The organism is Rhizobium metallidurans, assembly GCF_014196505.1.
Taxonomy (GTDB): Bacteria; Pseudomonadota; Alphaproteobacteria; order Rhizobiales; family Rhizobiaceae; genus Rhizobium; species Rhizobium metallidurans.
The window spans coordinates 174995-196337 of sequence record NZ_JACIDW010000006.1; the positions used below are offsets into that span (position 1 = coordinate 174995).

21 protein-coding genes are annotated in these 21343 nt (G+C 62.7%); 18 read left to right on the forward strand and 3 right to left on the reverse strand.

What is annotated here, in order from left to right:
* Nucleotides 1-32 precede the first annotated feature (32 nt).
* The 12 genes from ybgC to glmM all read left to right on the forward strand — a co-directional run bounded on the left by ybgC (nucleotide 33) and on the right by glmM (nucleotide 12269).
* The gene (ybgC, locus tag GGQ67_RS12505) at nucleotides 33-491 is read left to right on the forward strand and encodes a tol-pal system-associated acyl-CoA thioesterase (RefSeq protein ID WP_183900481.1); all 459 of its coding nucleotides are present in this window, start codon (nucleotides 33-35) and stop codon (nucleotides 489-491) included.
* Between the two features lie 69 nt (nucleotides 492-560).
* Nucleotides 561-824, forward strand: a complete 264-nt coding sequence (locus GGQ67_RS12510) for a type II toxin-antitoxin system Phd/YefM family antitoxin (protein ID WP_183900482.1) — start codon at nucleotides 561-563, stop codon at nucleotides 822-824.
* Nucleotides 821-1270: a PIN domain-containing protein gene (locus GGQ67_RS12515; RefSeq protein WP_183900483.1), complete on the forward strand. Its 450-nt coding sequence runs from the start codon at nucleotides 821-823 to the stop codon at nucleotides 1268-1270. Before GGQ67_RS12510 ends, GGQ67_RS12515 begins: the two co-directional genes overlap by 4 nt.
* 358 nt (nucleotides 1271-1628) lie before the next feature.
* A complete protein-coding gene (gene tolQ, locus GGQ67_RS12520; protein WP_183900484.1) occupies nucleotides 1629-2348 on the forward strand; it encodes a protein TolQ in 720 nt (239 codons plus the stop codon).
* Nucleotides 2349-2371: 23 nt separating this feature from the next.
* A complete protein-coding gene (tolR, locus tag GGQ67_RS12525) occupies nucleotides 2372-2830 on the forward strand; it encodes a protein TolR (protein WP_026283221.1) in 459 nt (152 codons plus the stop codon).
* A gap of 7 nt (nucleotides 2831-2837) precedes the next feature.
* A complete protein-coding gene (locus GGQ67_RS12530; protein ID WP_183900485.1) occupies nucleotides 2838-3971 on the forward strand; it encodes a cell envelope integrity TolA family protein in 1134 nt (377 codons plus the stop codon).
* Nucleotides 3972-3993: 22 nt separating this feature from the next.
* On the forward strand, nucleotides 3994-5301 hold the full coding sequence (gene tolB, locus GGQ67_RS12535; protein ID WP_183900486.1) for a Tol-Pal system beta propeller repeat protein TolB: 1308 nt from the start codon (nucleotides 3994-3996) through the stop codon (nucleotides 5299-5301).
* 155 nt (nucleotides 5302-5456) lie between these two features.
* Nucleotides 5457-5987 (forward strand): peptidoglycan-associated lipoprotein Pal, encoded by a 531-nt coding sequence (gene pal, locus GGQ67_RS12540; RefSeq protein ID WP_183900487.1) that lies wholly within the window; start codon nucleotides 5457-5459, stop codon nucleotides 5985-5987.
* Between the two features lie 179 nt (nucleotides 5988-6166).
* Nucleotides 6167-7207, forward strand: a complete 1041-nt coding sequence (gene ybgF, locus GGQ67_RS12545; protein WP_183900488.1) for a tol-pal system protein YbgF — start codon at nucleotides 6167-6169, stop codon at nucleotides 7205-7207.
* 12 nt (nucleotides 7208-7219) lie between these two features.
* A complete protein-coding gene (gene tilS, locus GGQ67_RS12550; RefSeq protein WP_183900489.1) occupies nucleotides 7220-8650 on the forward strand; it encodes a tRNA lysidine(34) synthetase TilS in 1431 nt (476 codons plus the stop codon).
* Nucleotides 8651-8748: 98 nt separating this feature from the next.
* Entirely contained in the window at nucleotides 8749-10677 is a 1929-nt protein-coding gene (ftsH, locus tag GGQ67_RS12555; protein ID WP_183900490.1) for an ATP-dependent zinc metalloprotease FtsH, read from the forward strand.
* A gap of 239 nt (nucleotides 10678-10916) precedes the next feature.
* The gene (glmM, locus tag GGQ67_RS12560; RefSeq protein ID WP_183900491.1) at nucleotides 10917-12269 is read left to right on the forward strand and encodes a phosphoglucosamine mutase; all 1353 of its coding nucleotides are present in this window, start codon (nucleotides 10917-10919) and stop codon (nucleotides 12267-12269) included.
* Between the two features lie 77 nt (nucleotides 12270-12346).
* On the opposite strand, the gene GGQ67_RS12565 is transcribed toward glmM, so the two are convergent.
* The gene (locus tag GGQ67_RS12565) at nucleotides 12347-12550 is read right to left on the reverse strand and encodes a hypothetical protein (RefSeq protein WP_183900492.1); all 204 of its coding nucleotides are present in this window, start codon (nucleotides 12548-12550) and stop codon (nucleotides 12347-12349) included.
* 352 nt (nucleotides 12551-12902) lie between these two features.
* Between GGQ67_RS12565 and GGQ67_RS12570 the strand changes: the two genes are divergently transcribed.
* The gene (locus GGQ67_RS12570) at nucleotides 12903-13754 is read left to right on the forward strand and encodes an outer membrane protein (protein ID WP_183900493.1); all 852 of its coding nucleotides are present in this window, start codon (nucleotides 12903-12905) and stop codon (nucleotides 13752-13754) included.
* A 75-nt stretch (nucleotides 13755-13829) separates the two neighbouring features.
* Here the strand turns inward: GGQ67_RS12570 and GGQ67_RS12575 are convergent, their stop codons facing one another.
* On the reverse strand, nucleotides 13830-14411 hold the full coding sequence (locus tag GGQ67_RS12575) for a DoxX family protein (protein WP_183900494.1): 582 nt from the start codon (nucleotides 14409-14411) through the stop codon (nucleotides 13830-13832).
* Between the two features lie 250 nt (nucleotides 14412-14661).
* Here GGQ67_RS12575 and GGQ67_RS12580 point away from each other — a divergent pair, with 250 nt between their 5' ends.
* The 3 genes from GGQ67_RS12580 (at nucleotide 14662) to GGQ67_RS12590 (ending at nucleotide 17847) form a co-directional block, all read left to right on the forward strand.
* Nucleotides 14662-15843 (forward strand): phosphoserine transaminase, encoded by a 1182-nt coding sequence (locus GGQ67_RS12580; protein WP_183900495.1) that lies wholly within the window; start codon nucleotides 14662-14664, stop codon nucleotides 15841-15843.
* Between the two features lie 87 nt (nucleotides 15844-15930).
* Complete coding sequence (gene serA / locus GGQ67_RS12585; RefSeq protein WP_183900496.1) at nucleotides 15931-17526, forward strand: phosphoglycerate dehydrogenase; 1596 nt, start codon at nucleotides 15931-15933, stop codon at nucleotides 17524-17526.
* 168 nt (nucleotides 17527-17694) lie between these two features.
* A complete protein-coding gene (locus tag GGQ67_RS12590; RefSeq protein WP_183900497.1) occupies nucleotides 17695-17847 on the forward strand; it encodes an entericidin in 153 nt (50 codons plus the stop codon).
* 98 nt (nucleotides 17848-17945) lie between these two features.
* Here the strand turns inward: GGQ67_RS12590 and GGQ67_RS12595 are convergent, their stop codons facing one another.
* Nucleotides 17946-18275 (reverse strand): hypothetical protein, encoded by a 330-nt coding sequence (locus tag GGQ67_RS12595; protein ID WP_183900498.1) that lies wholly within the window; start codon nucleotides 18273-18275, stop codon nucleotides 17946-17948.
* Nucleotides 18276-18554: 279 nt separating this feature from the next.
* On the opposite strand from GGQ67_RS12595, the gene GGQ67_RS12600 reads away from it, so the two are divergent.
* Nucleotides 18555-18977, forward strand: a complete 423-nt coding sequence (locus GGQ67_RS12600; protein ID WP_183900499.1) for a MerR family transcriptional regulator — start codon at nucleotides 18555-18557, stop codon at nucleotides 18975-18977.
* A 188-nt stretch (nucleotides 18978-19165) separates the two neighbouring features.
* Nucleotides 19166-21250, forward strand: coding sequence for a putative bifunctional diguanylate cyclase/phosphodiesterase (locus GGQ67_RS12605; RefSeq protein WP_183900500.1), 2085 nt, complete (start codon nucleotides 19166-19168; stop codon nucleotides 21248-21250).
* Nucleotides 21251-21343 lie beyond the last annotated feature (93 nt).

Below are 21343 nucleotides of genomic sequence, written 5' to 3' on the forward strand. Positions count from 1 at the left end.
GCCAAAGAGGGCGCGCGACTTTGGAGAAAATTATGGCGGACGGTGTGCATTCGATCTCTCATTCGATCTCGGGCGAACTGACGGAAGCGGGTCATCGCCTGCTGCAGCGGGTCTATTACGAGGACACCGACTTCTCCGGTCTCGTCTACCACGCCCGCTATCTGCACTTCCTCGAACGCGGCCGCACCGACTATCTGCGCTGCCTTGGCGTCGAGCAGCGCGAGCTGATCAGCGCCGACGAGGAGGGGCTCGTCTTCGTCGTCCACCGCATGGAGATCGACTTCAAGTCGCCGGCGCGCATGGACGATATCCTGACGGTGACGACGCGCACGGAAAAGGCCGGCGGCGCCAAGATGGTGCTGGCGCAGGAGATCCGCCGCGACGACACGCTCTTGATCGCCGCCAAGGTGATCATCGCCGTCATCAACGCCAGCGGCCGCCCTCGGCGGTTGCCGGAGGGGCTGGCGAGGCAGATGATGATCGAGGTCTGACGTCGGCGGTTCGTTGAAATTTCTCGAGCGGACTGCTATGTAGTTACTTGTGGTCACACTGAGGTCTCGATGACGACAGTTACGCTTCGCGATGCAAAGGCAACTTTCTCCAGTCTCGTCGATGAAGCGATGAGCGGCGAGTTCGTGACGATTACTCGGCACGGAAAGCCGGTCGCCGCTATCGTTTCGCTTGAAGCGGCGGAGGAGGCGAAGAAGGCGCTTGCCAGGGCGAAGCTCAATCTTGGCGACTATCTGATGTCATTTCCCGGCGGTCTCGACGATGACCTCGATCTGCATCGGAATACGTCCGGCATGCGTGATGTCGAGCTGTGACCGGTTACCTGCTCGATACAAACGTCATCTCGCTGTTCGCGCCCGGTCGGCCGGCAATCTCACCCGGCCTTCGAGACTGGATATTTGAACGGGGTGCCGAAGGAGCGCTCTATCTCTCGGCCATAACCATCGCCGAAATCCAACGCGGTATCAAAAAGCTGGAACGCAAAGGCGCTGATGCGAGGGCCGCCAAGCTCGCGGAATGGCTTTCCGGATTGATTGGTCAGTTCGGCGATCACGTTCTGGCTGTCGACGCGGATATCGCGATGGCGGCCGGTACGATCGAGGAGCAGGCAGAGGCAGGTGGGCAAAGGCCGGGCTTGGCTGACGTGCTGATCGCGGCAACGGCTTCGGTGCGCAATCTGACGGTGGTCACGTCGAATGTCCGTCATTTCGCGCCGTTGGGCGTGATCGTGCTCAGCCCTGACGACATGGCAGCTTTCTGAAAACGCTGCTTGCAAAAACATGACTTTCATGTGAAGGAATTGCCGCGCGCAAGATTTGTGCGGTTTTGGTCATCGATTAGAGATCTGGCCAAGTATTCCAAGGGATCATCCTCTCGCCAATAGTCAGCCTTTTATGATCCGGCGCTAACGAACTATTAACGATAATAGTGTCTTACTCGGATTGTCAGAGTTTGTGCGGTGCACGCCTTCCTTTGACCAAATTTGACGGCAAGGAAGGCGGATAAGAGCTTGGAAGCTTGACCAAGGCTTTAGGCGGCGGCAGCCAGACATATCTTGCGAGATCATTTTGTGCCGCCCGGTCAAGTGCCGGGCGTTTGGATTCGGGGATTTTGGATCAATGGAACAAGTAGGATTGGCAGCAGCAACGACGGACGTCAGCCTCTGGTCGCTGTTCATGCAGGCAGGTCTCGTCGTCAAGCTGGTCATGCTCGGGCTGGTCGCGGCTTCCGTGTGGACCTGGGCGATCGTCATCGACAAGTATCTGGCCTTCGCCCGCGCACGCCGGCAGTTCGACAAGTTCGAGCAGGTGTTCTGGTCGGGCCAGTCGCTGGAAGAACTCTACCGCTCGCTGTCGGAACGCAACAATACTGGCCTCGCCTCGATCTTCGTCGCCGCCATGCGCGAGTGGAAGAAGTCGTTCGAGCGCGGCGCGCGCTCTCCGATCGGCCTGCAGATGCGTATCGACCGCGCCATGGACGTGACGCTGGCGCGTGAAGCCGAAGGGCTGACGGCGCGTCTCGGCTCGCTGGCGACGATCGGTTCGGCCGGCCCGTTCATCGGCCTGTTCGGCACCGTCGTCGGCATCATGACATCGTTCCAGGCCATCGCCGGTTCGAAGTCGACCAACCTCGCCGTCGTCGCGCCGGGTATCGCCGAAGCACTGCTCGCAACCGCGATCGGTCTCGTGGCCGCTATCCCGGCGGTTATCGCCTACAACAAATTCTCCGCCGACGCGGGCAAGCTCTCGGCGCGCATGGAAGGTTTCGCGGATGAATTCTCCGCCATCCTTTCGCGCCAAATCGACGAGAAGCTGCAGCCACGCCAGGCCGCGCAGTAAACGACGGACACGGGGAGAACGACATGGGTATGGGTGCTCCAAGCGGTGGCGGAGGCGGTGGAAACCGCCGGCGTCGTCGCGGTGGCCACAGAGGTGGCGCCATTTCCGAAATCAACGTGACGCCGCTCGTCGACGTCATGCTCGTGCTTCTGATCATCTTCATGGTCGCCGCGCCGATGATGACCGTCGGCGTGCCGATCGACCTGCCGGAAACGCAGGCCAAGGCGCTGAATTCCGAAACGCAGCCGATCACGATCTCCGTCAAGAACGACGGCACCGCGTTCCTGCAGGAAACGCCGATCCCGGTCGAGGAAATCGCCGCCAAGCTCGAGGCGATCGCCACCACCGGCTACAACGAGCGCATTTTCGTTCGTGGGGATTCGGCCGCGCCTTACGGCGTGATCGCCGACGTCATGGCGCGTATCCAGGGTGCCGGCTTCAAGAACATCGGTCTGGTCACCCAAGAGAAGAAGGGCCCGTAGTAGACCTATGAAGGCCAGTCTCGTCTCATCTGCTGTCCTGCATTGCGCCTTGGTCGCCTGGCTGCTGGTTTCGATCGGCTCGCCATCCGACTTCAAGGTCGAGGATTTCGAGGCCATGCCCGTCAACCTCGTGCCTGTCGAGGACCTGACGCAGCTGCAGCAGGGCGACAAGACGGCCAAGCCGAGCGACAAGCCGGCGCCGAAGCCGACCTCCAAGCCGACCAATGTGGCCAATGCCGAGAACATGGGCGAGAACAAGGTCGACCTGAAGACGCCGCCGATTCCGAACGCCAAGCCGAGCAACAACGAGTCGGCAGCGGCTCCCAAGGCATCCGAAAAGCCGCTTCCCCAGAATGATCCCGTGCCCAACGAGGTGAAGGAGATCATGAAGGAGGATACGGCGGTCGAGCCGAGCCAGGTCGCGTCGATCACGCCGCCGAAGCCGGAGATCGCGCCGACACCGACGCCGCCCAAGGCCGAGGAAAAGCCGCAGGACATGCCCGAGCCGCCGAAGCCGGATGCGGAAGCATTGCCGGACAAGGTGCCGACGCCGGTGATCAAGCCGCAGCCGAAGCCGCCGGAACAGAAGCCGGCTGAAAAGCCGCCGGAGAAGAAGACGGAAGACAAGGCGCAGACCCAGGAGAAGCCGTCCGACAAGAAGAAGTCCGACAAGAAGCAGGAAAAGGCCAAGGCCTCGTCCTCGCAGCAGAGCGACTTCAACGCCGACGATATCTCGGCCCTTCTCAACAAGCAGGATCCGTCGAACGGCGGCGCCAAGAGCTCGACCGAAGAGGCATCGCTCGGCGCCAAGAAGGCGACCGGCGGGTCCAAGCTGTCGATGAGCGAAATGGATGCGCTGCGCAGCGCGATCGCCGGCAACTGGTCGGTCATTCCCGGCATGGAAGGCGCCGGCGACGTTCGCATCAGGGTGCGCATGAAACTCGATCCCGACGGCAACATCGTCGGTTCGCCCGAGGTTGAAGCCATCGGCGGCACGAACGAGGCGACCCGCACGGCGCTTGCCAGCGGCGCCAAGCGCGCCGTCATGAAGTCCTCGCCGTTTTCCAATCTGCCAAAAGACAAATACGACGCCTGGGGCGAAGTCATCGTCAATTTCGACCCCAGCGATCTAGCCCTTTAAAATGCTGAAAGGCTTGTGCTCAATGACCAAGTGTTCCCTTTTCCGCGCCCTGATGGTCGCCGTCGGCATGATGAGCGCCGCGGTTATCGCCACGCCGGCGCACGCGCTTGTCGAAATCAACATCAACAAGGGCAATGTCGAGCCCCTGCCGATCGCGATTACCGACTTCCAGGGCGACATGGGCGCCCAGGTTTCGCAGGTTATCGCCGCGGATCTGCAGCGCTCGGGCCTGTTCAAGCCGATCGACAAGAACGCCTTCATCGAGAAGATCTCCAATCCCGACGGCGCGCCGCGCTTCGAGGACTGGAAGGTCATCAACGCGCAGGCGCTGGTCACCGGCCGCGTCACGAAGGAGGCCGACGGCCGCCTTCGCGCCGAGTTCCGCCTCTGGGACACGTTCGGCGGCACCCAGATGACCGGGCAGCAATTCTACACGCAGCCGGAAAACTGGCGCCGCGTGGCCCACATCATCTCCGACGCGATCTACAAGCAGATCACCGGTGAAGAAGGTTATTTCGATACACGCGTCGTCTTCGTCTCCGAATCCGGCAGCAAGCAGCAACGCAAGCGCCAGCTGGCGATCATGGACCAGGACGGCTTCAACGTCCGCATGCTGACCAATGGCAGCGACCTGGTTCTGACCCCGCGCTTCTCGCCGAACCGGCAGGAAGTCACCTACATGTCGTTCGCCAACCAGCAGCCGCGCGTCTATCTGCTGCAGCTGGAGACCGGACAGCGCGAAGTGGTGGGCAACTTCCCCGGCATGACGTTCTCGCCGCGCTTCTCGCCCGACGGCCAGAAGGTGGTGATGAGCCTCCAGCAGGAGGGCAATGCGAACATCTACACGATGGACCTGCGTTCGCGCACCACGACCCGCCTGACCTCGACGGCGGCGATCGATACCTCGCCATCCTATTCGCCCGACGGTGGCCAGATCGTGTTCGAAAGCGACCGCGGCGGCCGCCAGCAGCTCTACAAGATGAATTCCGACGGCTCCAGCCAGACGCGTATCTCGTTCGGCGACGGCTCGTATTCCACGCCGGTCTGGTCTCCGCGCGGCGATCTCATCGCCTTCACCAAGCAGTCGGGTGGCAAGTTCTCGATCGGCGTGATGAAGCCGGATGGTTCGGGTGAGCGCATCCTGACCACGGGCTTCCACAATGAAGGCCCGACCTGGGCGCCGAACGGACGCGTCATTATGTTCTTCCGCCAGGCGGCGGGCGCAGGTGGCCCACAGCTCTATTCGATCGATCTGACCGGCTACAACGAGCAGATGATCAAGACCCCCGCATACGCTTCGGACCCGGCCTGGTCGCCGCTGCTGGAGTAGGAAGTTTGGATGCCTGCCTTCTTGTCGCCTCAAAAATCTACGAATTGGGCGGCAGAGGGCCGAATCAACCACTCGTTAACCATAGTTGTTGAAAGCCGATTAACCGAGAACGGTTACAGTCCGGCAACCCTAATCAAGTCGCAAGGAGACCGGCCATGAGCCGAATTCATACCCCGGCAATGAGCCGCATGCAGAACTTCGCCCGCAACCCGGTCATGATCGCGCTCGTCGCCGGTCTGGCACTGGCTGGTTGCGCCAACAAGAAGAACATGGCCAACAGCGCCGGTGACCTCGGCCTCGGCGCCGGCGCCGCGACGCCGGGCTCGACCCAGGACTTCACCGTCAATGTCGGCGACCGCATCTTCTTCGACACCGACTCGACCTCGATCCGCGCCGACGCCGCCCAGACGCTCGACCGCCAGGCTCAGTGGCTCGGCCGTTATCCGAAGTACGCCGTCACGGTCGAAGGCCATGCCGACGAACGCGGCACGCGCGAATACAACCTTGCTCTCGGCGCTCGTCGTGCCGCCGCCGCCAAGGACTACCTCGCTTCGCGCGGCGTTCCGGCTCAGCGCATGAAGACGATCTCCTACGGCAAGGAACGCCCGGTCGCCGTTTGCGACGACATTTCCTGCTGGTCGCAGAACCGTCGCGCCGTTACCGTTCTCGGCGGCGCCGGCATGTAATTGCCGATCCGGCGGCAAAAGCCGGATTTCATTACAAATCGGAAAGGCGGCTCCATCGCGGGCCGCCTTTTCTTTTTGACCACACTTTGGCCGAACTCCGTTGCTTTTTGAAAGCAATTGGAAAAATCTCCTGTTCGTGCCATCGAGGCGCGAAGAATCACTGGGACAGGACGAACCAAATGAAGAAATTTGTCGTGGCGGGCATGCTCTGCCTCGCAACGGTGGCCGGGGTTGGCCCGTCGGCGAACGCGTCGTCGCTATTCGGCTTGCATTTAGGAAGCAAGGCATCAAGCCAGGCGCCCGCGCAGGCGCCTGTTATCAACGTTCAGGCCGGCGGCCCGGAAGTGCGCATCCAGCAGCTCGAGGACCAGCTTCGCCAGCTCAACGGTCGTATCGAGGAAATGAGCTTCCAGCTGCTGCAGATGCAGGAGACGATCCGCAAGGCGCAGGAAGACAATGAATTCCGCTTCCAGGAGCTCGAAAAGGGCGGCGCCAGCAGCGCCGGCGGCGGAGCCAAGCCGATGAAGAAGAGCGAAGCCGATATCCCGGCTTCCAACCAGACGGCGCAGGGCCAGGGAATGGGCCAGGGTCAGGGAATGGCACAGGGCGGCGGCGACGATGTCGCCCGCACCATCCAGGCCTCGAGGGCACCCGAAACGGCGCCCTCGACCGACGTTCCCGAGAATACCGGCCTCGGCCAGCCGCCGCAGCAGCTCGGTTCCATGCAGTTCGACCAGAACGGCAACCCGATCGGCGGTTCGGTCAATCCGGGCGCCGAGGTCGGCTCCAGCCCGTTGCCGCCCGTTGGCGCCGGCGGCTCGCAGACGGCCTCGCTCGGCAGCGAAACGGATCAGTACAAGGCCGCCTATGGCCTTGTGCTCGCCGGCGACTACGCGACCGCCGAGAAGGAATTCAACGCCTATATCCGCCAGTATCCGAACAGCTCGCGTTCGGCGGACGCCAATTTCTGGCTTGGCGAAGCGCGCTATTCGCAGGGCAAGTTCAACGAATCGGCCAAGACCTTCCTGAACGCGCACCAGAAGTACGGGACCTCCGAGAAGGCGCCGGAAATGCTGCTCAAGCTCGGCATGTCGCTGGCCGCTCTCGACAATACCGAAACCGCCTGCGCGACGCTCCGCGAAGTGCCGAAGCGCTATCCGAAGGCTTCGCGCGCCGTCATATCCAAGGTCGCCAGCGAACAGAAGCGTCTTTCCTGCTAAGGTTTTCCGGTCTTGCGCCCGGACGGTATCCTATCTCTCGAGACGGCGACACGCCGCTTTCTCTCCTCGCTTGACCAGCCCTCGCGCATTCTCGTCGCGATCTCGGGCGGCAGCGATTCCACCGGCCTGCTGATCGCGCTCTCCGATGCGCTGAAGGCCGAACCAGCTTCCGCAATTTCTCTTTGTGCCGCGACCGTCGATCACGCGTTGCGCCCGCAATCGGCCGATGAAGCGCGCGATGTCGCCGCTCTTTGCCGATCGCTCGATATTCCTCATGCCACAAAGGTCTGGCGCGGCGCCAAGCCGAAGGCCGGCATCATGGCCGCGGCACGCGACGCCCGCTACGCGCTGCTGGCCGACGCGGCGGCCGAGTTCGGCGCCGACATCATCGTGACCGGCCATACGCTGGACGATCAGCGCGAGACATTTGCCATGCGCGGCCAGCGCTCGGCCCTCAACATGACCGGGATCGCCGACGCGGTGCTGTTCGACCACCGCATCTGGATCGCGCGGCCGCTGCTTTCGTCGCTGCGGGCGGATATTCGCGCGATGCTGGAGCTGCGTGGTATCGGCTGGAGCGATGATCCGAGCAACGAGGACACGAGGTACGAGCGGGTGCGGACGCGCCAGGCATTGGCGGGCGAGGGGATCTCGGTCGCCGAGATCGAGGCGATGACGGCTTCGCGGATGGCGCTCGACGAGGCTGCTGCCGGGTGGGTCGATGCGCATGTCGATGTGCATGAGGGCATGCTGGTGCAGGTCGGCGTTGCTGGGCTCTCCGGCGACCGCGCGGTGCTCGGGCATGGACTTGCGCGGCTGGCGGCCGTGATTGGTGGGCAGGCGTTTGCGCTAGGGGCGGAGCAGATCGGCGCGGTGCTCGACTTTCTTGCCGCAGGCCGGCTTGGCCGGATGACGGCGGGGCGGGTGGTGTTCGATCTCAGGCGCGATGGGCTGTATCTGGCGCGGGAGACGCGGGGGCTGTTGCCGCTGACGGTTGGGGCCGGAGAGCGTGGCGTTTGGGATGGGCGGTATCTGGCGGTGAATGGTTCCGGCGTTGAGGTGAGAGTGGTGGCTGCGAATGCCCCACACTCCCTCATTCCTGTGCCCAAGGACTTGGGCACGCTGGATTCCTGTGACATCGCCCGAGCGAAGCTTGGGCACAGGAATGAGGGAGGAGAGGGGCGAGGCGCTGAGGCTACCTTGCCGCTCGAAAACCTCCCCAGAAGCACGCTCGCCAGAGCCGCTGCGGCGCAACCGCGCATCCTGGCGGCCGATCCGTCGCCCGATCTCGCCGGCAAGATCGAGATCGTGCCGTATTTCGCGCTCTATGACCGTTTTTTGACACGATTGGACGTCAAGTTCGCCGCCAGCCTCGCGGCAGCCTTTGGAACACGCCCCTATCCAAAACCGCCTTTAGGTCTTATTGACGGAAAAACCATCTAACTGATGGGTTTGCCTTGGCAACCGCCTGACGCAATCCTATGTTAGAAGCCAAATAAAGCGGTCGCCATGAGGCGGTCGTTCCAGTGCTGGGGAGTTCGATGAACCCTAACTTACGTAATTTCGCCTTGTGGGCAATCATAGCGCTTTTGCTGATTGCCCTCTTCAGTATGTTCCAGACGTCGCCGGCGCAGACCAGCTCCCGCGATATCCCTTATTCGCAGTTCCTGCGTGAAGTGGATGCGGGCCGCGTCAAGGAAGTCGTCGTCACGGGTAACCGCGTCTCCGGCAGCTATGTTGAAAATGGCACCACCTTCCAGACCTATACACCTGTCGTCGACGACAATCTGCTCGAGCGCCTGCAGACGAAGAATGTCCTCGTTTCGGCTCGTCCGGAAACCGACGGCTCGTCCGGTTTCCTGAGCTATCTCGGCACCCTGCTGCCGATGCTTCTCATCCTTGGCGTCTGGCTGTTCTTCATGCGGCAGATGCAGGGTGGTTCGCGCGGCGCGATGGGCTTCGGCAAGTCGAAGGCAAAGCTTCTCACCGAAGCGCATGGCCGCGTCACGTTCGATGACGTCGCCGGCGTCGACGAAGCCAAGCAGGACCTCGAGGAAATCGTGGAGTTCCTGCGCGATCCGCAGAAGTTCCAGCGTCTCGGCGGCAAGATTCCGCGCGGCGTGCTTCTGGTCGGCCCTCCCGGTACCGGTAAGACGCTGCTCGCGCGCTCCGTCGCAGGCGAAGCCAATGTGCCGTTCTTCACGATCTCGGGTTCCGACTTCGTCGAAATGTTCGTCGGTGTCGGCGCGAGCCGCGTCCGCGACATGTTCGAGCAGGCCAAGAAGAACGCGCCCTGCATCATCTTCATCGACGAAATCGACGCCGTCGGCCGCCATCGTGGCGCCGGTCTCGGCGGCGGTAACGACGAACGCGAACAGACGCTGAACCAGCTGCTGGTCGAGATGGACGGCTTCGAAGCGAATGAGGGCATCATCCTGATCGCCGCGACCAACCGTCCCGACGTTCTCGATCCGGCGCTTCTGCGTCCGGGCCGTTTCGACCGCCAGGTCGTGGTTCCGAACCCCGATATCGTCGGCCGCGAGCGCATCCTCAAGGTTCACGCCCGCAACGTGCCGCTGGCGCCGAACGTCGATCTCAAGGTTCTGGCTCGCGGTACGCCCGGCTTCTCCGGTGCCGATCTGATGAACCTCGTCAACGAAGCCGCCCTGATGGCCGCGCGCCGCAACAAGCGCGTCGTCACCATGCAGGAATTCGAAGACGCCAAGGACAAGATCATGATGGGCGCCGAGCGCCGCTCGTCCGCCATGACCGAAGCCGAGAAGAAGCTGACCGCCTACCATGAAGCCGGCCACGCCATCACGGCGCTCAAGGTTCCGGTGGCCGATCCGCTGCACAAGGCGACGATCATTCCGCGCGGCCGTGCACTCGGCATGGTCATGCAGCTTCCCGAGGGCGACCGCTACTCGATGAGCTACAAGTGGATGGTGTCGCGCCTCGTCATCATGATGGGTGGCCGCGTCGCCGAAGAACTGACGTTCGGCAAGGAAAACATCACATCGGGCGCATCGTCCGACATCGAGCAGGCCACCAAGCTTGCCCGTGCGATGGTCACCCAGTGGGGCTTTTCCGACAAGCTCGGCCAGGTTTCCTACGGTGAGAACCAGCAGGAAGTCTTCCTCGGCCACTCGGTTTCGCAGTCGAAGAACGTATCCGAAGCGACGGCCATGACCATCGATTCGGAAGTTCGCAAGCTGATCGACGAAGCCTACACCGAAGCGCGCCGTATCCTGACCGACGACCACGATGCGTTCGTGGCGATCGCCGAAGGCCTGCTCGAATACGAGACGCTGACCGGCGAGGAGATCAAGGCGTTGATTCGCGGTGAAAAGCCGTCGCGTGATCTCGGTGACGACACGCCTCCGAGCCGCGGCTCGGCCGTGCCGAAGACCGGTACGCGTCCGGCCAAGGGCGACGAGGCCGAAGGCGGCATGGAGCCGCAACCGCACTGATTTTCTTTGGAAATCATGAGAAGGCCGGACACCCGAGGTGGTGTCCGGCCTTTTTCGTTGGTAACGGGATATAATCGATTTTCTCGGTAATTGACGTGATGGCTGCCGCGATTTGTGGCATTCCGCTGACATAAGGTGGCCTCAATGAAGGCCTCACTGGCGAGGGAACACGCGCAGGCGTGCAAATTGCGATTAAGACGATGCGCCGCGTGACGCGCGCTCAAGGCACAGGGGTGCACATGAAAAGACGCTATTTCGGCACTGATGGTATTCGCGGTCAGTCCAACGTGTTTCCGATGACGCCGGATCTCGCCATGCGGGTCGGTATCGCGGCGGGCACGATCTTCCGGCGCGGCAACCATCGACACCGGGTCGTCATCGGCAAGGATACGCGGCTTTCCGGCTACATGCTCGAAAACGCCATGGTCGCGGGCTTCACCGCCGCCGGCATCGACGCCTTCGTTCTCGGCCCGATCCCGACGCCCGCCGTCGCCATGCTGACGCGCTCGCTGCGCGCCGATATCGGCGTGATGATCTCCGCCTCGCACAATCCCTACGAGGATAACGGCATCAAGCTCTTCGGCCCGGATGGCTACAAGCTGTCGGATGATCTGGAAATGCAGATCGAGGATCTGCTCGAGAAAGACATGACCTCGCAGCTGGCCAAATCCGACGATATCGGCCGCGCCAAGCGCGTCGATGGCGTGCACGACCGCTATATCGAGCATGCCAAGCGCACGCTGCCGCGCGACGTCACGCTGCAGGGGCTGAGGATCGCCATCGATTGCGCCAACGGCGCCGCCTACAAGGTGGCACCGGCCGTGCTCTGGGAGCTGGGCGCCGAAGTCGTCGTCATCGGCAACGAGCCGAACGGCACCAACATCAATCTCAACTGCGGCTCCACCAGCCCGGTGGCCTTGCAGAAGAAGGTCGACGAAGTGCGCGCCGATATCGGCATCGCGCTCGATGGCGACGCGGACCGCGTCATCATCGTCGATGAGAACGGTGCGATCGTCGACGGCGACCAGCTGATGGCCGTCATCGCCGAAAGCTATGCCGACAACCAGCAGCTGCGCGGCAACGGCATCGTCGCCACCGTGATGTCCAATCTCGGGCTCGAGCGCTTCCTGCAGGGCAAGGGTCTCGGCCTGGTGCGCACGGCCGTCGGCGACCGCTATGTGGTCGAGCACATGCGCAACAACAATTACAATGTCGGTGGCGAGCAGTCCGGCCATATCGTCCTGTCGGATTACGGCACGACGGGCGATGGCCTGGTGGCGGCGCTGCAGATCCTTGCCGCAGTCAAGCGTACCGGCAAGACGGTCAGCGAGATCTGCCGCCGCTTCGAGCCCGTGCCGCAGCTCCTGCGCAACGTGCGCTATTCCGGCGGCAAGCCGCTGGAAGACCTGCATGTGCAGCAGGCGATCGCCGAAGCCGAAGCCGAGCTCGCCAAGAGCGGGCGCCTGGTCATCCGCCCGTCCGGCACCGAGCCTTTGATCCGGGTCATGGCGGAGGGCGACGATCGCAGCCAGATCGAGCGCATCGTCAACGACCTGATCGGAACGATCTCGAGCGTGCGCACGGCCGCCTGACACGCGTCAGGCACCGTCGACAAGCATTCCAATGCCCAGCCTTTAGCTGGGCATTTTCATTTTTCATCGCGATTTTGTCAGATCGAGTCCCGACGCATAAGCTCGAGAAGCGCTGGTGTCGTGATGGCACCGTCTTCGAAGAAGTCGAGCAGCCTCGATGCGGCCGCGCAGCCCTGAAGGCTGTCGGCCCCGAATTTCTGCTCCCTGCACCAAAGCGACAGGGCCTCGAACACGGGCGATAGATCATCTTCGAACGAAATAGCTCTATTGAGCTTCGACATGGGCGCACCTCCATAAGGGGGCGGAAGCGCTTAGTAACTCGCAAGCGGTCATTGCCTTAAAGTCCTGACCGACGATGCACCCTACGCCCTTGCGGCCGGAACCGCTATTAACTTTGTTAACCCGGGCGATTTTATCGGCGCTCCGGCGGCCATCGCCGCGTTCGGCGCGGATGGCCGTTCCATGAATAAAATGCGAACTATATCAGCGGTTTGATAGTGCCTTTGAGTAAAAGGCGATGTTTCACAATTACAGTTAAGCAGCGCTTAACGTTTCCACTTCATTATCCTTACCGAAACGTATTCCACTGGCGGAGCTCGATCCTGCCAGGCGTCGAACCTTGGAGTGGGATCCATGAAGAGAAGTTTGTCCGGCGTCTTCGCCGCATTGCTCATTGCCTCGAATGCTTACGCCGCGGACCTCGCGCCCGCCGAACCGATCGCCCCGCCGGAGGTCACCGTGACCGAAGCGACGGGCTGGTATCTGCGCGGCGACGTCGGCTACGGCTTCAACGATCTGCGTGGCGCGAAATACTTCCAGGGCAGCAATGCCAGCGAAGTCGATTTCGACCGTGCCGACGTCGATGACGCCTGGACCATCGGCGGCGGTGTCGGTTACCAGATCAACAGCTACCTGCGCACCGACCTGACGCTCGACTACCTCGGCAAGTCCGACTTCAACGGATCGACGAACGGTGGCGGCGCCGGTGTCGGCGGCGGCGCATGCTCCTTCTCGTGCTCCTCCACGGACATTTCCTCGATGACCGCATGGTCGCTGATGGCCAATGCCTATGTCGATCTCGGCACCTATGGCTACGTCACGCCTTACGTCGGCGCAGGTATCGGCGGCACCTACGTCAAGTGGAAGGACCTGAACAACACGTCTTGCGACACCAGCGGCAGCGGCATCGGTTGCGATCCCACCGTCACCCATGGCGGCAAGGGCAGCTGGCGCTTCAGCTACGGCCTGATGGCCGGTGCGTCGATCGACGTGACCTGCAACGTCAAGGCCGACGTCGGCTACCGCTACCTGCGCGTCAATGGCGGCGACATGTTCGGCTACAACCTGAACGGCGGCCCGGGCCGCGACAAGGGCTTCAACATTCACGAAGCACGCGTCGGCGCCCGCTACATGTTCGGCGGTTGCCAGACGGCGTCCTACGAGCCGCCTCCGGAAATTCCGCTGCAACAGCCGGTCTACAAGTAACAGACAGCATCAAAAGAAAGCCGCCCGACAATCGCCGGGCGGCTTTTTTCGTTTCGGGCGATCCTTCAAGCCGGATCAGAATTCCTTCTTGAGCAGGGTGCGGTCCACCGAGAAGGCGCCGCCGCCGAAGGCCGCGAACAGGCCGGCGCCGCCGGTCCAGAAGAGCGAGGCCAGTTCGGCCTTGGTCTGGACGGCGCTGAGGAAGGCGCCGCCGCCGTCGCTGAGGCGCTTCATGGCCGCGGGCGTGAAGTATTCGGTGGCGCCGCTCTTCAACGCCTCGACCCCGGCCGGTGTCAGGAATTCCGAACCGTAGGGATTGGCGAAGTGAAACCAGAGCGTGATGGCCAGCATCACGGTGTTGGCCAGCGCCAGCGGACGGGTGAACAGGCCGATCGCGATCAGGAAGCCGCCGAAGAACTGCAGGCCGGCCAGAAGCGGCGACCAGAGCCATCCGGGATAGAAGCCGATATTCTCGACGAATCCCACCTGCGCCAGGGGATGGCTGATCTTCTGCCAGCCCTCGATGACAAGCATGCCGCCGACGGCGATGCGCAACGCCGCCCATGCGAAGGGCTCGGCGACGCGATCGTAGAAGCCGCACATGAATGGAATGATCAAATTGTTCTTGGTGCTGTAAAAAGTGGTCGGGGCATTCATGGCAATCACTCTTTCCGATGTCCTGTGTTTGCTTACGGATCAGTGATGCTTCAATTCCGCCGTGGTCGGTTTGATCTGCGTCAAGCGCGCGATTGTCATTCCTCACGTTTCCGTGATCGCCAATCGGCGTCCCAGTACCCGTTGTCCGGTACCGACGATTTTCCGCTTGACTGCGACAGGGACCAGGAATACATCCGACGGCGGGACACCTCTCCCCAACGAGAGGCTAATTACCTGGAAGGGTATACATATGGCCACTGCCACCGCGAAGCCGGACGTCCGTCCGAACAACACCCATTTTTCTTCTGGCCCTTGCTCGAAGCGTCCCGGTTGGTCGCTCGAAGCCCTTTCCGACGCGCCGCTTGGCCGTTCGCACCGCGCGAAGATCGGAAAGACGAAGCTCAAGCAGGCCATTGATCTCACTCATGAAATTCTGGAAGTGCCTGCGGATTACCGCATCGGCATCGTGCCCGCTTCCGATACCGGCGCCGTCGAAATGGCGCTCTGGTCGCTGCTCGGCGAGCGCGGCGTCGACATGGTCGCCTGGGAAAGCTTTGGCGCCGGCTGGGTCACCGACGTCGTCAAGCAGCTGAAGCTGAAGGACGTGCGCAAGATCGAAGCCGGTTACGGCGAGCTGCCCGACCTCTCGACCATCGATTTCGACCGCGACGTCGTCTTCACCTGGAACGGCACCACCTCGGGCGTTCGTGTCCCGAACGGCGATTTCATCCCCGCCGACCGCAAGGGCCTGACGATCTGCGACGCGACGTCCGCCGCCTTCGCGCAGAACCTCGATTTCGCCAAGCTCGATGTCGTCACCTTCTCCTGGCAGAAGGTTCTCGGCGGCGAGGGCGCTCATGGCGTCATCATCCTGTCGCCGCGCGCCGTCGAGCGTCTCACCACCTACGCACCGGCCTGGCCGCTGCCGAAGATCTTCCGCATGACCTCGGGCGGCAAGCTGATCGAGGGCATCTTCACCGGCGAAACCATCAACACCCCGTCGATGCTCTGCGTCGAGGACTATATCGATGCGCTGCTGTGGTCGAAGGACGTTGGCGGCCTGAAGGGCCTGATGGCCCGCGCCGACGCCAACGCCAAGGTCATCGCCGACTTCGTCGCCGCCAATGACTGGATCGCCAACCTGGCGGTCAAGGCCGAGACGGCTTCCAACACCTCGGTCTGCCTGAAGATCATCGACAAGGACGTGCTGGCGCTCGACGCCGACGGCCAGGCGAACTTCGCCAAGGGCATCGTCAGCCTGCTCGACAAGGAAGGTGTCGCCTACGACATCGGCCATTACCGCGACGCGCCATCCGGCCTGCGCATCTGGGCCGGCGCCACGATCGAAACTTCCGACATGCAGAAGCTGATGCCGTGGCTCTCCTGGGCGTTTTCGACCCAGAAGGCGGCGCTTTCCCAGGCTGCTGCCTGAGTTGATCGCATCCGGCTCCGCTCACGAAGCGGAGCCTCGCAATCCCGATTACATTCCATCGTTGAACCTTTTTGAAGGAAGCCCCCAATGGCACCTCGCGTTCTCGTATCCGACGAACTGTCGGAAACCGCCGTCCAGATCTTCCGTGATCGCGGCGTCGAAGTCGATTTCCAGCCGCAGCTCGGCAAGGACAAGGACAAGCTCGCCGAAATCATCGGCAACTATGATGGCCTCGCCATCCGCTCGGCCACCAAGGCGACGGAAAAGCTGATCGCTGCCGCGACCAACCTCAAGGTCATCGGCCGCGCCGGCATCGGCGTCGACAATGTCGATATCCCGGCCGCCTCGCGCCGCGGTATCATCGTCATGAACACGCCGTTCGGCAACTCGATCACGACCGCCGAACACGCCATCGCTCTGATGTTCGCCGTTGCCCGCCAGCTGCCGCAGGCCGACGCCTCCACGCAGGCCGGCAAGTGGGAAAAGTCGAAGTTCATGGGTGTCGAAATCACCGGCAAGACGCTCGGCGTCATCGGCGCCGGCAATATCGGCGGCATCGTCTGCAAGAAGGCCATCGGTCTCGGCATGCATGTTCTGGCCTACGACCCCTTCCTCTCGGCCGAGCGCGCGCAGGAGATGGGCGTCACCAAGGTCGAGCTCGAAGAACTGCTCGCCAAGGCCGACTTCATCACGCTGCATGTGCCGATGACCGACAAGACGCGCGGCATTCTCGGCCGCGAAAACCTCGCCAAGACCAAGCCCGGCGTCCGCATCATCAACTGCGCCCGTGGTGGCCTGGTCGACGAAGCGGCACTTGCCGAAGCCATCAAGTCCGGCCATGTCGCCGGCGCAGGCTTCGACGTGTTCGAGGTCGAGCCCGCCAAGGAAAGCCCGCTGTTCGGCCTGCCCAACGTCGTCTGCACGCCGCACTTGGGCGCATCGACCACCGAAGCGCAGGAAAACGTGGCCCTTCAGGTCGCCGAGCAGATGTCGGACTATCTGGTCAAGGGTGCCGTTTCCAACGCCATCAACATGCCGTCGATCACCGCTGAAGAGGCGCCGATCCTGAAGCCCTTCATCAAGCTCGCCGACGTTCTCGGCGCCTTCGTCGGCCAGGTTTCGGACGATCCGATCAAGGAAATCGAGATCCTCTACGACGGCGCGACCGCGACGATGAACACCAAGGCGCTGACGTCCGCGCTGCTCGCCGGCCTCATCCGCAACCAGGTCGCCGACGTCAACATGGTTTCGGCACCGATCATGATCAAGGAAAAGGGCATCGTGCTCGCCGAGGTCAAGCGCGACAAGACCGGCGTCTACGACGGCTACATCAAGCTGACGGTCAAGACCGACAAGCAGACCCGCTCGGTCGCCGGCACGGTGTTCTCCGACGGCAAGCCACGCTTCATCCAGATCAAGGGCATCAACCTCGACGGCGACGTCGGCGCCAACATGGTCTACATCTCCAACACCGACGTTCCCGGCATGATCGGCTTCATCGGTACGACGCTGGGCGCGGCTGGCGTCAACATCGCCAACTTCCAGCTCGGCCGCGGCGAGCAGGGCGGCGACGCGATCGCGCTGCTCTACGTCGATGGCCCCGTCAGCGACGAGGTGCTTGGAAAATTGACCGCCAATCCGGCAGTCCGGCAGGCCAAGCCGCTCGTATTTGCTGTTGATTGAGCTTTCCTCCCAGGGAAGATGTGAAGAGACCCGGCGCAGGCGACTGTGCCGGGTTTTCCGTTTCGGGCTCTCGCGGCGGCGTTGATCGCGCAGGGGCGGGCGCTATCTGTCTGATTGCGTGCCGTTCCGGCCCACCACTTCACTATTCCGAACACTGGGGAGATTTTCATGACACGATTTGCCGTTGCCATCGCGCTAACCTCGATGCTGGCCCTGTCTTCCTGCGCCAATACCGCCAACGGGCTGGCCAAGGACGGCCGCCAGATGGGCAATGCCCTCGATGACAGCACGCACCGGGTGCTGAAAGCCGGCCAGAACTGACGCTTGCAGCAAGCATCGGCCTTGCCTGAAAGACGGCTTCGCACGAAAAAGCCCGCCTGAACCGGCGGGCTTTCCCTCGTCTGCGATTGATCCGGCTTTTACTGCGGGTTCGCGGGAGCCGGCGTTGCGGGCGCTGGTGTCGCGGGTGCTGGCGTTGCCGGCGCCGGGGTCGCGGGATCTGCTGCCGGTGGCGTCGCGGCCGGAGGCGTGGCCTGCGAGGCAGGCGGTGTTGCCGGGGCCGCGGGTTCGGTTACCGGTGCCGTCGCGCTTGGCGCGGATGCCGTGGGAGCGGAAGCACCCCTTGGCCAATAGGTCGCCGCCAGGGCGACGATGACGACCAGAAGTGCGATCGCAACCCACATGGTTTTCGAAGAACTCTTCGCCGGTGGGGTGTTCGCGGCATTCGGACGATTGAAATCATTGGTCATGGTGCTTCTCCTCCTCAGCGACAAACGCGCGAGAAAGGGATAGGTTCCAGAATGTGACGATCGCTGCCTTCGGTTGCAGCTTCAGGCCGTCAATGCCCCGCATGGCAGGCGGGCCTGGCTTTGTCCTCGCGGTCACGGCGCACTGGCGCGGGGAAAGTCAAAACCAGCGGTAGAGCCGCTCGCGGATACCGACCAGATCGTTCATCGATCGCTTGCTTGTCATTGACAAGTATCCCTCCCATATTACTCTAGAGACTAGAGATTTTAAAGGAGCGCGTGATGAGAAGGATCACCATCGGCGAGGCATCGCGCCAGAGTGGCGTCAAGGTGCCGACGATCCGCTATTATGAAGGCATAGGGCTGCTGAACGTGCCGAGCCGCAGCGAGGGCAATCAGCGCTCCTATGAGCGTGCCGATATCCGGCGGCTGGCGTTTATCCGCCATGCGCGCGAACTCGGTTTCGAGGTCGATGCGATCCGCACGCTCCTGACGCTGCAGGACGATCCCAACCAGCCCTGCGCTTCGGCCGATGCGATTGCCAAGGCACGGCTTGTCGATGTCGAGCAGCGCATCCGCAGCCTGACGGCGCTCAAGGTGGAACTGGAGGCGATGGTCGCCGGATGCGGCCACGGCCGTGTCGATGAGTGCCGGGTGATCGAGGTGCTGGCCGATCACGGGCAGTGCGAGCATAGCCGCCATTGAGCTGGTCGATCGTTGTGCAGACCTTTCCAAGGTGTGAAGAAAAGCCGCGAAACGTCATGGCAAGCGGTTGCATATGCCCATGGCGAGGGCGGTTCGCCTAAAGTTTGTGCGAACTATGATTCTGATTTTATTTAGCTTTTTTCACTATTACTGGTGAAATCAGCCATCAAATTCATGTGACATCGCCGATGACAGGTATTCAGAGAGCATTCGCTTCGACCGATACGCCCAATGATGATTTCCAGTCTCTGTTCGCAACCCATCCGTCGCCGATGTGGGTCTACGACCCCGATACATTGTGCTTCCTGATCGTCAACAACGCCGCCGTCGATCTCTATGGCTACTCGCGCGAGGACTATGCTGGCATGACCGTGCTCGACATCCGCCCGGCGCATGAACGCCAGCGGATGATCGCCGCCGTGCATGCGCGCTCCGACATGGAGCGGGCCGAGCGCTGGACGCATCTGAAGGCCGACGGCACCATGCTCGAGGTGCTGACCTACGGGCGCGGCGTTCGGTTTAACGGCCGCGACGCGATCCTCGCCATCGTGCAGGACCGCACCGAGGTCAATGCCGCGCATCGCGAGATCAGCGACACGCGCTCGCTGCTCGACAGCATCGTCGACAATCTGCCGGTCGGGGTGTTCGTCAAGGACATGGAAGCGGATGGTCTTTATATCCTCTTCAACGAAGCCTGCGGCGACATCGTCGGCCGTCAGTCTCTCGACGTGGTCGGCCACAGCGACCGCATTTTCTTCGACAAGGAGCAGACGGCGGCGTTTCGCGAGCAGGATGCCCGTGCCTTCGCGGCGCCGGCTGCGATCAGCTTCGAAGAGACGATGCAGCGCACCGACGGCCAGCAGCGGATTTTGAGGACCGTCAAGCGCGCCCTGCCGTCGCCCGATGGCAGCGCCCCGCGCTACCTGCTCGGCATCTCGCAGGATGTGACCGAGGAGCGCTCCGTCGAGGCGCGGCTCGCCTACATGGCCATGCACGACGTCCTCACCGGCCTGCCGAACCGCGCCGCCTTCGCCGAGCATATCAAGCGCGCTTCCGCCTGCGCCACCGCCGACAAGCCGGTGGCGCTGCTCTATCTCGATGTCGATCACTTCAAGCATATCAACGACAGCAAGGGTCACGCGGCCGGCGACGCGCTGCTCTGCCAGGTGGCCGGGCGGCTGACCGACCTCGCCGACGAGGGCGACCTTGTGGCGCGTCTCGGCGGCGACGAGTTCGCGCTGGTGGTGGGCTTCAGGGAGCCCGGCTGCATCGAGCGTTTCGCCGAGCGGCTGCTCGCCTCCCTGTCCTCTCCCTTCGATCTCGACGGCGTCAACGAGCATGTGACCTGCAGCATCGGCATCGCGCTGGCGCCCGATCACGCCGAGGACGACGACGTGCTGATGCGGCATGCCGATCTCGCGCTCTACGCCGCCAAGGAAAGCGGCCGCTCGACCTACCGCTTCTACGAGCCGTCGATGCGGCTCGAGGCGGAGCGCCGGCACATGCTGACGGCGGAACTGCGCGAGGCGCTGCAGAAGAACCAGTTCGAGCTCTATTATCAGCCGATCGTGCAGCTGGAAAATGACCGACTGGGCGGCTTCGAGGCGCTGATCCGCTGGAACCATCCCGAGCGCGGGCTGATCCCGCCGATGGAGTTCATTCCCGTCGCCGAGGAGACCGGGCTGATCGTGGCGATCGGCGAGTGGGTGCTGCGCGAAGCCTGCCGAACGGCGGCGGACTGGCCCCTGAACCTGAAGATTGCCGTCAATCTCTCGGTCAGCCAGTTCCGCCACAACGGCCTGCTTGCCAGCGTCGTTTCGGCGCTCGACGAGAGCGGCCTGCGGCCGGAGCGGCTGGAGATCGAGATCACGGAATCGGTTTTCCTCGCCGATGTCGGCCAGAGCCTGCCGCTCTTGAAGTCGCTGAAGGAGCTAGGCATCCGCATTGCCATCGACGATTTCGGCACCGGCTATTCCTCCTTCAGCTATCTGCGCGCCTTCGCTTTCGACAAGATCAAGCTCGACCGCAGCTTCATCGCCGGCATCGACACCGATCCCGGCAACCTGGCGATCGTCCGCGCCGTGGTCGGCATCGGCTCGGGCTTCAACGCGACGACGCTCGCCGAGGGGATCGAGACCGAAACGCAACTGCTGCGGTTGCGCCAGGAGGGGTTTCACGAGGTTCAGGGGTATCTGCTGGGCAAGCCGATGCCGCTTGCCGAGGCCGAGAGGCTGATTGCGCGCGGGGGCGTGGTGGCTTCGACGGCGGCTTGAGGTGTGGGAGTTCGGTGTGCCTTTGGAGAGGGTGTGCCGTGGAATACCCCCCTCTGTCCTGCCGGACATCTCCCCCACAAGGGGGGGAGATTG

Coding starts and splice junctions, on each gene's coding strand:
- ftsH (WP_183900490.1), top strand. CDS start 8,749: ATGAACCCTAACTTACGTAATTTCGCCTTGTGGGCAATCATAGCGCTT.
- GGQ67_RS12530 (WP_183900485.1), top strand. CDS start 2,838: ATGAAGGCCAGTCTCGTCTCATCTGCTGTCCTGCATTGCGCCTTGGTC.
- serA (WP_183900496.1), top strand. CDS start 15,931: ATGGCACCTCGCGTTCTCGTATCCGACGAACTGTCGGAAACCGCCGTC.
- GGQ67_RS12570 (WP_183900493.1), top strand. CDS start 12,903: ATGAAGAGAAGTTTGTCCGGCGTCTTCGCCGCATTGCTCATTGCCTCG.
- GGQ67_RS12590 (WP_183900497.1), top strand. CDS start 17,695: ATGACACGATTTGCCGTTGCCATCGCGCTAACCTCGATGCTGGCCCTG.
- GGQ67_RS12575 (WP_183900494.1), bottom strand. CDS start 14,411: ATGAATGCCCCGACCACTTTTTACAGCACCAAGAACAATTTGATCATT.
- tolQ (WP_183900484.1), top strand. CDS start 1,629: ATGGAACAAGTAGGATTGGCAGCAGCAACGACGGACGTCAGCCTCTGG.
- GGQ67_RS12580 (WP_183900495.1), top strand. CDS start 14,662: ATGGCCACTGCCACCGCGAAGCCGGACGTCCGTCCGAACAACACCCAT.
- ybgC (WP_183900481.1), top strand. CDS start 33: ATGGCGGACGGTGTGCATTCGATCTCTCATTCGATCTCGGGCGAACTG.
- GGQ67_RS12595 (WP_183900498.1), bottom strand. CDS start 18,275: ATGACCAATGATTTCAATCGTCCGAATGCCGCGAACACCCCACCGGCG.
- tolR (WP_026283221.1), top strand. CDS start 2,372: ATGGGTATGGGTGCTCCAAGCGGTGGCGGAGGCGGTGGAAACCGCCGG.
- glmM (WP_183900491.1), top strand. CDS start 10,917: ATGAAAAGACGCTATTTCGGCACTGATGGTATTCGCGGTCAGTCCAAC.
- GGQ67_RS12600 (WP_183900499.1), top strand. CDS start 18,555: ATGAGAAGGATCACCATCGGCGAGGCATCGCGCCAGAGTGGCGTCAAG.
- ybgF (WP_183900488.1), top strand. CDS start 6,167: ATGAAGAAATTTGTCGTGGCGGGCATGCTCTGCCTCGCAACGGTGGCC.
- tolB (WP_183900486.1), top strand. CDS start 3,994: ATGACCAAGTGTTCCCTTTTCCGCGCCCTGATGGTCGCCGTCGGCATG.
- GGQ67_RS12565 (WP_183900492.1), bottom strand. CDS start 12,550: ATGTCGAAGCTCAATAGAGCTATTTCGTTCGAAGATGATCTATCGCCC.
- GGQ67_RS12510 (WP_183900482.1), top strand. CDS start 561: ATGACGACAGTTACGCTTCGCGATGCAAAGGCAACTTTCTCCAGTCTC.
- pal (WP_183900487.1), top strand. CDS start 5,457: ATGAGCCGAATTCATACCCCGGCAATGAGCCGCATGCAGAACTTCGCC.
- GGQ67_RS12605 (WP_183900500.1), top strand. CDS start 19,166: ATGACAGGTATTCAGAGAGCATTCGCTTCGACCGATACGCCCAATGAT.